At 67.5% G+C, this 11278-nt stretch carries 10 protein-coding genes and 1 pseudogene; 6 read left to right on the top strand and 5 right to left on the bottom strand.

Going from position 1 to position 11278, the window contains the following annotated elements; all coding sequences use genetic code 11:
- Positions 1-573, bottom strand: a pseudogene (locus tag NHG85_RS16690) (DNA helicase); the annotation flags it as partial.
- Positions 574-770: 197 nt separating this feature from the next.
- Between NHG85_RS16690 and NHG85_RS16685 the strand changes: the two are divergent.
- A complete protein-coding gene (locus tag NHG85_RS16685) occupies positions 771-1856 on the top strand; it encodes a TRAP transporter substrate-binding protein (protein WP_253334512.1) in 1086 nt (361 codons plus the stop codon).
- A gap of 80 nt (positions 1857-1936) precedes the next feature.
- Here the strand turns inward: NHG85_RS16685 and NHG85_RS16680 are convergent, their stop codons facing one another.
- Complete coding sequence (locus tag NHG85_RS16680) at positions 1937-3322, bottom strand: TRAP transporter large permease (RefSeq protein ID WP_253334503.1); 1386 nt, start codon at positions 3320-3322, stop codon at positions 1937-1939.
- 1 nt (position 3323) lies between these two features.
- Complete coding sequence (locus tag NHG85_RS16675) at positions 3324-3896, bottom strand: TRAP transporter small permease subunit (RefSeq protein WP_253334501.1); 573 nt, start codon at positions 3894-3896, stop codon at positions 3324-3326.
- A 311-nt stretch (positions 3897-4207) separates the two neighbouring features.
- Between NHG85_RS16675 and NHG85_RS16670 the strand changes: the two genes are divergently transcribed.
- From NHG85_RS16670 to NHG85_RS16650, 5 genes are all read left to right on the top strand, one after another.
- On the top strand, positions 4208-4957 hold the full coding sequence (locus NHG85_RS16670; protein ID WP_253334499.1) for an ABC transporter ATP-binding protein: 750 nt from the start codon (positions 4208-4210) through the stop codon (positions 4955-4957).
- 10 nt (positions 4958-4967) lie between these two features.
- Positions 4968-5693 carry an ABC transporter ATP-binding protein gene (locus NHG85_RS16665; protein ID WP_253334504.1) on the top strand — a complete coding sequence of 242 codons (726 nt, stop codon included), beginning with the start codon at positions 4968-4970 and terminating at the stop codon, positions 5691-5693.
- Positions 5694-5739: 46 nt separating this feature from the next.
- Positions 5740-6942 (top strand): ABC transporter substrate-binding protein, encoded by a 1203-nt coding sequence (locus NHG85_RS16660; RefSeq protein WP_253334495.1) that lies wholly within the window; start codon positions 5740-5742, stop codon positions 6940-6942.
- A 72-nt stretch (positions 6943-7014) separates the two neighbouring features.
- Complete coding sequence (locus tag NHG85_RS16655; RefSeq protein ID WP_253334494.1) at positions 7015-7902, top strand: branched-chain amino acid ABC transporter permease; 888 nt, start codon at positions 7015-7017, stop codon at positions 7900-7902.
- Entirely contained in the window at positions 7902-8882 is a 981-nt protein-coding gene (locus tag NHG85_RS16650; RefSeq protein WP_253334488.1) for a branched-chain amino acid ABC transporter permease, read from the top strand. The genes NHG85_RS16655 and NHG85_RS16650 overlap by 1 nt, the downstream gene beginning before the upstream one ends.
- A gap of 56 nt (positions 8883-8938) precedes the next feature.
- On the opposite strand, the gene NHG85_RS16645 is transcribed toward NHG85_RS16650, so the two are convergent.
- Positions 8939-10192, bottom strand: a complete 1254-nt coding sequence (locus NHG85_RS16645; protein WP_253334486.1) for an Hsp70 family protein — start codon at positions 10190-10192, stop codon at positions 8939-8941.
- Between the two features lie 83 nt (positions 10193-10275).
- Positions 10276-11278 (bottom strand): FliI/YscN family ATPase (locus tag NHG85_RS16640; RefSeq protein WP_253334484.1); only part of this gene is annotated, 1003 nt, incomplete at its 5' end.

Genomic DNA, 11278 nt, shown 5'->3' with positions numbered 1-11278 from the left:
CGACCAGACCGCCGCTGCCTGCATCCAGGCCCGCGCCGGGTCCTGCGCGCGGTAGCCGTCCGCCACCCCGCGCCCCGCCTGCGCCAGAAGCGCCGCGGCCTCCTCGACCAGCCCCGATGCCACCGCGGCGTCGGGGCGCAGGAAGGCGGGCAGAAGATGCGCCATCTCGCCCAGGCCGCCCCATTCGTCGCGCGCCAGAAGCGTCACGGCCTGCGCGGCGCGGGCCAGCACCTGTCCGCCTTGGCGCAGCTCCAGCTTCAGCATGGCGGGCTCGGCGGCCTCCAGCGTGGCGAGCGGCACGGGATCGAGCGCGACGGCGAGATCGTCGATCGCAAGCCGCGCGCCCGGTGCGATCCGCTCGATCCGCCACTGGCGCGGGCGCAGCACCTCCGGTTCGGACCAAAGATGCAGCTCGGCCCCCTCGATCGCCGCCTCGCCCGCGTGATGGAGCGCGAGCGACCGGATCACCGCCGAACGGGCCTGCGCCGTGGCGAGGCCGAACCGCGCCACCGCGTCGATCTCGATGGAAATGCGCGGCGCGAGGACCGGGAGCCGCGTGTCTGGGTTCGTCATCCGTTCTCTCCTGCGCTCGGTCGGACATGAATCGATTTGCCCATGGCCGTCAACAGCTTCGCCGCGGCACGGCAGGGGGCCGCCGATGCGCGCCGCGCGCGCGAGGCTGGACAAGCCCGCGCCGCGCGGATTTATTCGCCCGAGGGCCCGCATCCCGGAGGGGGGCGCGGGACACGAGAGACAACAGGGAGAGACGCGTGGATCGTCGTTCGTTCATCACCAAGGCCGGTCTGGGTGCCGGCGCTGCCGCACTCGCCGCCCCCGCCGTGGCGCAGGGCAACATCACCTGGCGCATGGTCACCACCTGGCCCAAGAACTTCCCGGGCCTCGGGGTCGGCGCCCAGCGCCTCGCCGACCGGATCACCGCCGCCTCGGGCGGCCGGCTGACGATCCAGGTCTATTCGGCGGGCGAGCTGGTGCCGCCGCTGCAATCGCTCGACGCGGTGATCGACGGCACCGCCGAGATGTCGCATTCGGCGGCCTATTACTGGCAGAACAAGTCCTCGGCGCTGAACTTCTTCACCGGCGTCCCCTATGGCATGACCTCGACCGAGCTGGCGGGCTGGATGCGCCACATGGGCGGCCAGGAGCTGTGGGACGAGGTCTATGACCAGTTCGGCGTGAAGGGCTTCCTCTCGGGCAACACCGGCACCCAGGCCGGCGGCTGGTTCCGCGACGAGATCAACGGCCTCGACGATCTGCAGGGCCTGCGCTTCCGCACCCCGGGCCTCGGCGGCCGGGTCTGGGAGAAGATGGGCGTCACCGCGACCAACATGGCCGCGGGCGAGATCTTCCAGGCGCTGCAGTCGGGCGCGCTCGACGCGGCCGAGTTCGTCGGCCCCTACAACGACCTCGCGCTGGGCTTCCACCAGGTGGCCAAGAACTACTACTTCCCCTCCTTCGTGGAGCCGGGGCTGGCGACCGAGCTCGTCGTCGACAAGGCGAAATATTCCGAGCTGCCCGAGGATCTGCAGGCGATCATCCGCGACGTGTCCCAGGCCGAGTACGACATGGTCGCCTCGGACTTCGCCGCCAATGATCCGCGCGCGCTGCAGACGCTGCAGCAGGAGCATGGCGTGCAGCTGCGCCAGTTCCCCGAGGAGGTGCTCGAAGCGGCGGCCGGCGCGGCCGCGGAGGTTCTGACCGAGCTGCGCGAGAGCGGCGACGACCTCACCAAGCGCACCACCGAGAGCTTCATTTCTTCGCTCAAGCTTCTGCGCAGCAAGGGCGAGACGGCGGATGCCAACTTCATCCGCGCGCGCCAGCAGTATTTCGACATGTGACCGGAAACACCTTACGAAAAGAGAAAGCCCGGATCGAAGGATCCGGGCTTTTTCGTTCCGTTTGACCGGGTCTTCGGTGTTCAGAGCACCTTGGGCAGCCAGGTGACGATCTGCGGAAAGACGAAGAGGATCGCGATGCCGATCATCTGCAGCACCACGAAGGGGATGATGCCGCGGTAGATCGCCGAGGTCGGCAGGCTCGAAGGCGCCACGCCACGCAGGTAGAACAGCGCGAAGCCGAAGGGCGGCGTCAGGAAGGAGGTCTGCAGGTTCATCCCCACCAGCACGCCGAGCCAGATCGGATCGACATCGAGCGCAAGGAGGATCGGCGCGGTGATCGGGATCACGATGAAGATGATCTCGAAGGTGTCGAGGATGAAGCCCAGCACGAACATGATCGCCATGACGACGATCACCGCCGCCACCGTGCCGCCCGGCAGGTTGGTCAGGAACTCGTGGACGAGGTTGTCGCCGCCCATCAGGCGGAAGACGATCGAAAAGACCGAGGCGCCGAACAGGATGATGAAGACCATCGAAGTGATCGTCGCCGTGGCGACCACCGTCTCGTGCAGCACGCGCGGGCTGAGCCGCCAGCGCAGCGCCGCAAGAAGGATCGCGCCGACCGCGCCGACCGAGGCCGCCTCCGTCGGCGTCGCGATCCCGCCGAGGATGGAGCCCAGCACCGCCATGATCAGCAGCAAGGGCGGCAGAAGTGCCACCAGCACCTCCTTGAACAGCCCGCGCTTTTCCTCGGCCGGTACCGGCGTCGCCGGGCAGCTTTCGGGATCGGTGATCGCCTTGAAGATGATCCAGAGCGAATAGAGCCCGACCAGCATGACGCCCGGCAGCAGCGCCCCGGCGAAAAGATCGCCCACGGAGACGGGGGTGGGCGCGAAGTTGCCCTTCTCCATCTGCACCTGGGAATTGATGCCCGACAGCATGTCGCCCATGAAGATCAGCACCGTCGAGGGCGGGATGATCTGGCCTAGCGTGCCCGACGAGCAGATCACCCCCGTGGCGAGCTTGGGGTCATAGCCCGCGCGCAGCATGGCGGGCAGAGAAATGAGGCCCATGGTGACCACCGTGGCGCCCACGACGCCGGTGGAGGCCGCGAGCATCGCCCCGACGATGACGACCGAAAGGCCGAGGCCCCCGCGCAGGTTGCCAAACAGCTTCGACATGGTGAGCAAGAGCTGCTCGGCGATGCGCGAGCGCTCCAGCATCACCCCCATGAAGATGAACAAGGGTACCGCGACCAGCACCTCGCTCGACATGAAGCCGATGTAGCGGCCCGGCAGGCTACCGAAGTTCGACGGGTCGAACACGCCGACCGCCCAGCCGACGAGACCGAACAGAAGCGACACGCCCGCCAGCGTGAAGGCCACGGGAAAGCCCATCATCAAGAAACCGATGATGCCGAAGAACATGAGACCCGACAGGATCTCTCCGATGAGTGTCAGGTCCATGTTATTCGGCGGCCTCGGTGATGTGGTCGATGTCGAGCTTGTAGCGCAGCCGCTCGGGCAGCAGCGCGTCGCGCCCCGCCAGCGTCAGGATCGAACGGCCCGCCATGGCGAGCCCCTGCAGCCCCACCAGCACGGCAAAGGCGATGATGAAGCTTTTCAGGATGAACAGCCCCGGCATGCCGCCGATGTTGGCCGAGGCCTCGTGATAGCCCCAGGACCGCTGCACGAAGGGCATGGCGTAGAGATAGACCACGACGCAGAAGGGGATCAGGAACAGCACCACGCCGATCAGGTCGACCAGCGCCCTGCGCGGGATCGGGGCGGGACGGTAGAAGATGTCGACCCGGACGTGATCGTCGCGCAGGAGCGCAAAGCCCGCCACGGCGGTGAACATCGCGCCGTTGAGCCAGATGTAGAGATCCTGCATCCAGACGTAGCTGATGGCGAAGACGTAGCGCTGCACCACCACGGTGAAGCAGACGATGACGATCCCGAGCGCGAGCCACGAGAAGACGTGACCGATGATGCGGTTCAGGGCCGATATGGCGGTGACGACCGCCGCGAGCGCGCGCATCTCCCCCTCCTCCTGTGAAATTGCCTTGCGCGCCGTCATGGCATGGCCGGCCCCTTCGCCGCAACGCCTGCCTGCGGCGCGGCATTCGAAAAACCGCCCCGATCCGTGGCATTTGACTGTCCGTTTTCTGCGCAGCAGCACGTTTACCTTGCGTCTGCGGCATGAGGGACCATGCGGCAGTTGACAGCTCGCCCGCGCGTTGCCTAGCCTCACTGAAAGCCGCCCGGGGAGAAACGGAGGCGGGGCAAGATTGGGAGGAAAGCCGTGACGATGATCACGCTGGCCGATCCGCGCATGCGGGGCGGTCTTTGATGGACGCCGTTCTCAAGGCCGAAGGGCTTACCAAGGAATTCAAGGGTTTCGTCGCCGTCAACAAGGTCGACCTCGCGGTCGAGCGCGGCTCGATCCACGCGCTGATCGGGCCCAACGGCGCGGGCAAGACCACCTGCTTCAACCTGCTGACCAAGTTCCTGCAGCCGACGCGCGGCACCATCACCTATGACGGGCGCGACATCACCAGGATGGCCCCCGCCGACATCGCCCGGCTCGGCATGGTGCGCTCCTTCCAGATCTCGGCGGTGTTTCCCGACCTCAGCGTGCTGCAGAACGTGCGCGTGGCGCTGCAGCGCAAGCGGGGCGACAGCTACGATTTCTGGCGCTCGGAGCGCGGGCTGACCCAGTTCGACGACGAGGCGCGCGAGCATATCGACGCGGTCGGCCTGTCGGAGTTCACCGACACCCGCGCGGGCGAGCTGTCCTACGGTCGCAAGCGTGCGCTGGAGATCGCCACGACGCTGGCGCTCGACCCGGCGATGCTGCTGCTTGACGAGCCGATGGCGGGGATGGGCCAGGAGGACGTGGAACGCACCTCGCAGCTGATCAAGCGGATCGCCAAGAACCGCACCATCCTGATGGTGGAGCACAACCTGAAGGTCGTCGCCGATCTATCTGACAAGATTACGGTTCTGGCGCGAGGTGAGATCCTCGCCGAGGGCGATTACGCGGCCGTGTCGAAATCCCCCGAGGTGATCGACGCCTATATCGGAGCCGGACATGACTGAGACCGCGACCATGACCCACAGCCCTGCCGCCAGCGGCGACGCGCTTCTCAGGATCGAGGGGCTGCAGGGCTGGTACGGCGAAAGCCACGTGCTGCACGGTGTCGATTTCGAGGTGCGCGAGGGCGAGGTCGTCACGCTTCTGGGCCGCAACGGCGCGGGCAAGACCTCGACCCTGCTGGCGATCATGGGGATCCTGTCGAAGCGCAAGGGCTCGGTCACCATGCGCGGCGCGGAGACGATTGGGATGGAGCCGCGCCATATCGCCAAGCTCGGCATCGCGCTGTGCCCCGAGGAACGCGGCATCTTCTCCTCGCTCAATGTCGAGGAAAACCTGATGCTGCCGCCCAAGATCGCCGAGGGCGGCCTGTCGGTCGAGCGGATCTACGAGCTCTTTCCCAACCTTCTGGAGCGCAAGCGCAGCCAGGGCACCAAGCTCTCGGGCGGCGAGCAGCAGATGCTCGCCATCGCCCGCATCCTGCGCACCGGGGCCAAGCTTCTGCTGCTCGACGAGCCGACCGAGGGGCTTGCCCCCGTCATCGTCCAGCAGATCGGCGCGACGATCCGCCAGCTCAAGCAGGAGGGCTTCACCATCGTGCTGGTCGAGCAGAACTTCCGCTTCGCGGCCTCGGTCGCGGACCGTCACTACGTCGTCGATCAGGGCCGCGTGGTGGACATGATCCCCAACGCCGAGCTCGATGCCAACATCGACAAGCTGCACGCCTATCTGGGCGTCTGAAGACTTCATAAGGCGCATCAAAAGCGCCGTCCAATGGGAGGAAAACATGAAGAAAACGGTACTTGGTGCGCTCACTGTCGCATCCTTCGGCCTGCCGGCCATGGCCCAGGACAGCATGGATGTCACCCTGGGCGTGCTCAACGACCGCTCGGGCGTCTATGCCGACCTCTCGGGCGAGGGCTCGGTCGTCGCCGCGCGCATGGCGGTCGCGGATTTCGGCGCCGCCGACAAGAGCATGAACGTCGAGGTGATCTCGGCCGACCACCAGAACAAGCCCGACATCGCCTCGAACATCGCGCGCCAGTGGTACGACCAGGACGGCGTCGACGCGATCCTCGACGTGCCGACCTCCTCGACCGCGCTCGCCGTGGCCGACATCACCGCGCAGGCCAACAAGATCCTGATCGACAGCGGCGCGGGCTCGACCCAGCTCACCGGCGAGCAGTGCCAGCCGACCACGATCCACTGGACCTACGACACCGCCGCTCTCGCCAAGGGCACCGGCGGCGCCGTGACCGAGCGCGGCGACACCAAGTGGTTCTTCCTGACCGCCGACTACGCCTTCGGCCATTCGCTCGAGGAAGAGACGATGAAGATCGTCGAGGAGTCGGGCGGTGAGGTCGTGGGCTCGCTGCGCCATCCCTTCCCGGCGACCGACTTCTCGTCCTTCCTGCTGCAGGCGCAGGCCTCGGGCGCGGATGTCATCGGCCTCGCCAACGCGGGCGGCGACACGGTCAACGCCATCAAGCAGGCGGCCGAGTTCGGCATCACCCAGTCGGGCCAGTCGCTCGCAGCGCTCTTGATGTTCATCACCGACGTGCACGCGCTCGGCGCCGAGACGGCGCAGGGCCTCGTGCTGACCGAGGCCTTCTACTGGGATCACGACGATGAAACCCGCGAATGGTCGGCCCGCTTCGAGGAGGAGTTCGGCTCCAAGCCGACCATGGTCCATGCCGGCGTCTACTCGGGCACCATGCACTACCTAGCGGCCGTCGAGGCCACCGGTTCGACCGATGGCGACGTCGTGGCCGAATGGATGAAGGCCAACGAGTTCGACGATCCGCTGTTCGGCGAGGGCTACGTGCGCAAGGACGGCCGGGTGATCCACGACATGCATCTCTACGAGGTGAAGACGCCCGACGAGTCCACCGGCGAGTGGGATCTCTACAAGCATGTCTCGACCATTCCCGGCGAGGAAGCCTTCCTGCCGATGGAAGGTTCGGGCTGCGCCTTCGCCAATGAAGGCTGACGACTGACCGGGCGCGCCGCACGAGGCGCGCCCACCCCGCCCTTCGGGGCCACTCAAAACAACGGGACAGGCATGTTCGAACTCCTAGGCATACCGCCGCAGGTTCTGATGGGGCAGCTCCTGCTCGGGTTGATCAACGGGTCGTTCTACGCGGTCCTGTCGCTCGGGTTGGCGGTGATCTTCGGCCTGCTCAACATCATCAATTTCAGCCATGGCGCGCAGTACATGCTCGGCGCTTTCGTGGCATGGATGCTGCTCGAATACCTCGGCATCAACTACTGGTGGGCGCTGATCCTCGTGCCGGTGATCGTCGGCGCGACGGGCGTGGTGCTCGAAAAGCTGGCGCTGCGGCGGCTGTATCACCTCGACCATCTCTACGGCCTCTTGCTGACCTTTGGCGTCGCCCTGATCATCCAGGGGCTGTTTCGCAATTACTACGGCATCTCGGGCCTGCCCTACTCGATCCCGAGCCAGCTTTCGGGCGGGCAGAACCTGGGCTTCATGTTCCTGCCCAACTATCGCGGCTGGGTGGTCGTGGCCTCGGTCGTGGTCTGCTTCGGCACATGGTTCGTGATCGAGAAGACGCGGCTCGGCGCGTACCTGCGCGCCGCGACCGAGAACCCGACTCTCGTGGGGGCCTTCGGCATCAACGTGCCCTTGATGATCATGCTGACCTACGGCTTCGGCGTGGCGCTGGCGGGCTTTGCCGGCGTGCTGGCGGCACCGATCTACTCGGTCAACCCCAACATGGGCGCGGATCTGATCATCGTCGTCTTCGCCGTCGTGGTGATCGGCGGCATGGGCTCGATCATGGGGGCGATCGTCACCGGCTTTGGCCTTGGCGTGATCGAGGGGCTGACCAAGGTGTTCTACCCCGCGGGCTCGGCGGTCGTCATCTTCGTGATCATGGCCATCGTGCTGATGATCAAGCCCGAGGGCCTGTTCGGGAGGAACAACTGATGAGCGTCAGCGACATCCAGCCCGCGCCGAACGCGCGCCGCCCGGCGACCGCCGGCATGCCCAAGCTGCACATGGCGATCTTCGCTGTGCTCTTCGTGCTGCTCGCGGTGCTGCCGCTGCTGGTCTATCCGGTCTTCGCGATGAAGGTGATGTGCTTTGCGCTCTTCGCCGCGGCCTTCAACCTGCTTCTGGGCTTCGGCGGGCTCCTCTCCTTCGGCCATGCCGCCTATTTCGGCGGGGCCTCCTACGTCGCCGCCCATGCCTCCAAGGTCTGGGGGCTGACGCCGGAGCTGTCGATCCTCGTCGGCACGCTGGCCGCCGCCCTGCTCGGGCTTGCCATCGGGTCGCTGGCGATCCGGCGGCAGGGGATCTACTTCGCCATGGTGACGCTGGCCTTCGCGCAGATGTTCTACTTCTTCGCGCTACAGGCCGATTTCACCGGCGGCGAGGACGGCATCCAGTCGGTGCCGCGCGGCTCGCTCTTCGGGATCTTCCCCGTCGACAGCAACGAGGCGCTCTACTACCTCGTGCTCGCGGTGACCTTCGGCGGCATCCTGTTTCTCTATCGGATCGTGCATTCGCCCTTCGGGCAGGTCCTGAAGGCGATCCGCGAGAACGAGCCGCGCGCGATCTCGCTGGGCTACAGGGTCAACCGCTACAAGCTCATGGTCTTCGTGCTTTCGGCCGCCTTCGCCGGTCTGGCCGGGGCGACCAAGAGCCAAGTGTTCCAGCTGGCCTCTCTGACGGACGTGCATTGGTCCATGTCGGGCGAAGTGGTTCTGATGACGCTGCTGGGCGGGGTCGGCACGGTGTTCGGGCCGATCCTCGGCGCGACCATCGTGGTGACGATGCAGAACTACCTCGCCTCCATGGGCGCGTGGGTCACGGTGATCCAGGGCGTGATCTTCGTGCTCGGCGTGCTGCTGTTCCGCGAAGGCATCGTCGGCGTGATCTCGAAGTGGCTCAAGCGGCCGCTCTGAAGCGCGGCATCACGAAAGCAAGGGCCCGGGCGGATCGCCCGGGCCTTTTGCGTTCCTCAGCCAAAGCGGCGGCCGGCCTCCAGCGCGAGCCCCGTGCCGACCGAACCCAGCATGTCGCCCGTGGCGATCCGCGCCCCCGGCAGACGCTCGGCCACCAGCGCGCGCAGTACCGGCAGGCGCGACGAGCCGCCGGTCATGAAGACCGTGCCGATCGCCTCGGCCCCGATCCCGGCCTGATCCAGCACCGCACCGATCCGCGCGCCGATCCGCTCCAAAGGTGCCGCGATCGCCTCCTCGAAGGCGGCGCGCGTCACCACCGGGTTCGGCCCGCCGACCAGCGGTTTCAGCTCCAGCCGCGCGGCCTCGGCGCCCGACAGATCCATCTTCACCCCCTCGACCGCCATGGCGAGCGCATGGCCACGCCGGTCCTCGACCGCGCGGACCATCCGCCCGACCAGCTCCGGCGCGTCGGCCTCGCGCATCAGCGCCTTGAGATCCGACAGGGCGCGGGCGGCGTAGAGCCGGTTGATCCGGTGCCATGTGGCGAAATCGACGTAGTAATGCCGCGGCATGTCGCCCTTGCCACCGCGGATCGGGCTGCCGAGGCCCAAGTGCGGCATGGCGGCCGCGAGGCTCAGGAGCCGGTCGAGATCGGTGCCGCCCACGCGGATGCCGTCGTTGGCAAGGATGTCGTCCGCGCGATCCCCGCGGGACATGCGGTCGGGGCCCACCCGCACCACCGAGAAATCCGAGGTGCCGCCACCGATATCGACGATCAGCACCAGCTCTTCGGCGGAAATCCCGCTTTCGTAATGCAGCGCCGCCGCGATCGGCTCGTATTGAAAGCCCACCTCCGCGAAGCCCGCGCCGCGTGCGATCTCCTCCAGCGCGTCCTGCGCCGCGCGGTCGCCCGCCGCATCGTCGTCGACGAAATGCACCGGGCGGCCCAGCACCGCGCGCTCCACCCCCGGCGCCACCGCATCGAGCCGCGCCCGCAGATGGCCGATGTAATGCCCGAGGATCTCCACGAAGCTCACCGAGCGGCGGCCGATTGCGGTGCGCTCGGTGATGAGCGAGGAGCCCAGCGTGCTTTTCAGACCGCGCAGGAGCCGCCCCTCCTCGCCCTCGACATAGGCCGCAATCGCGGCGCGGCCAAAGATCGGGGCGGGATCGTCCACCTCCCAGAACACGGCGCTGGGAATGGTCGTCTCCTCGCCCTCGACGGCGATGAGCCGCGCGCCGCGCGCGTCGCCAAGCCCCACGGTGGAATTGGAGGTGCCGAAATCAATGCCGCAGGCGATGGGGGTCATGTCAGGTCTCCGCCGTGAATGGCCCCGCCGGGCCGGTCCGAGCGGACCTCTCTAGCCCTGCGCGGGCGCGGGCGAAAGCCCCCTCAGCCGGGCGCGCGGCGCAGGGGCTGCGGCGGCGTGGGGGCCTTGGGCAGGGCCACGTTGATCCCCGCCTCGCTCAGCATGCGGTAGATCTCGGCAAAGCTTTCGTCGGCGATCATGCTGTCGCCCTTGCGCTGGCTCAGGAAGGTATCGGCGGGTCCGGCAAATCGGATCGCGGCATCGACCTCCTCGTCGGAGCCCTGCTTGTAGGCGCCGATCCGGATCAACTCCTCCATGTCGGCGTGCCGCGCGAGGCTGCGCCTTGCCGCCTGCAGCACCGCGTATTCGGCGGGCGAATGGCAGGCGGGCAGCATGCGCGAGATGCTTTTCTGGATATTGACGGCCGGAAACCGCCCCTGCTCGGCAATGGCGCGGTCGAGCACCACATGCCCGTCGAGCACGCCGCGCACCGCGTCGGCCACCGGCTCGTTCATGTCGTCGCCATCGACCAGCACCGTGTAGAGCCCGGTGATGTCGCCCTGCCCCTCGGCACCGGGGCCGGAGCGCTCCAAGAGCTGCGGCAGCTCGGCGAAGACGGTGGGCGGGTAGCCCTTGGCCGTCGGCGGCTCCCCCGCCGCGAGCCCGATCTCGCGCTGCGCCATGGCGAAACGGGTGACGCTGTCGAGCAGCAGCAGCACCTGAAGCCCCTGATCGCGGAAATGCTCGGCCACGGCGGTCGCGGTCCAGGCCGCCTGTCGGCGCATGAGCGGCGGCTCATCGCCGGTGGAGACGACCATGACCGAGCGCGCCATGCCCTCGGGGCCGAGATCCTCCTGTATGAAATCCTGCACCTCGCGGCCGCGCTCGCCGACGAGGCCGACAACGATCACATCCGCCCTAGCGCCGCGCGCCAGCATCGCCATCAGGGTCGACTTGCCGACGCCCGAGCCCGCGAAGACGCCCATGCGCTGGCCCCGGCAGAGCGGCACGAAGACGTCGAGCGTCTTGATCCCTGTGTCGAGCCGCGCGCCGACGCGCCGGCGCGCGAAGGCCGATGGCGGGCCC

This window comes from Limimaricola litoreus, from assembly GCF_024159025.1.
Lineage (GTDB): Bacteria > Pseudomonadota > Alphaproteobacteria > Rhodobacterales > Rhodobacteraceae > Limimaricola > Limimaricola litoreus.
This window is presented reverse-complemented; position numbering and strand designations above follow the sequence as displayed.

Bases quoted from the DNA above. Each gene is read 5' to 3' on its own strand.
- NHG85_RS16680 (WP_253334503.1), bottom strand. From the start codon at position 3,322: ATGGACCTGACACTCATCGGAGAGATCCTGTCGGGTCTCATGTTCTTC.
- NHG85_RS16675 (WP_253334501.1), bottom strand. From the start codon at position 3,896: ATGCGCGCGCTCGCGGCGGTCGTCACCGCCATATCGGCCCTGAACCGC.
- NHG85_RS16670 (WP_253334499.1), top strand. From the start codon at position 4,208: ATGGACGCCGTTCTCAAGGCCGAAGGGCTTACCAAGGAATTCAAGGGT.
- NHG85_RS16665 (WP_253334504.1), top strand. From the start codon at position 4,968: ATGACCCACAGCCCTGCCGCCAGCGGCGACGCGCTTCTCAGGATCGAG.
- NHG85_RS16660 (WP_253334495.1), top strand. From the start codon at position 5,740: ATGAAGAAAACGGTACTTGGTGCGCTCACTGTCGCATCCTTCGGCCTG.
- NHG85_RS16655 (WP_253334494.1), top strand. From the start codon at position 7,015: ATGTTCGAACTCCTAGGCATACCGCCGCAGGTTCTGATGGGGCAGCTC.
- NHG85_RS16650 (WP_253334488.1), top strand. From the start codon at position 7,902: ATGAGCGTCAGCGACATCCAGCCCGCGCCGAACGCGCGCCGCCCGGCG.
- NHG85_RS16645 (WP_253334486.1), bottom strand. From the start codon at position 10,192: ATGACCCCCATCGCCTGCGGCATTGATTTCGGCACCTCCAATTCCACC.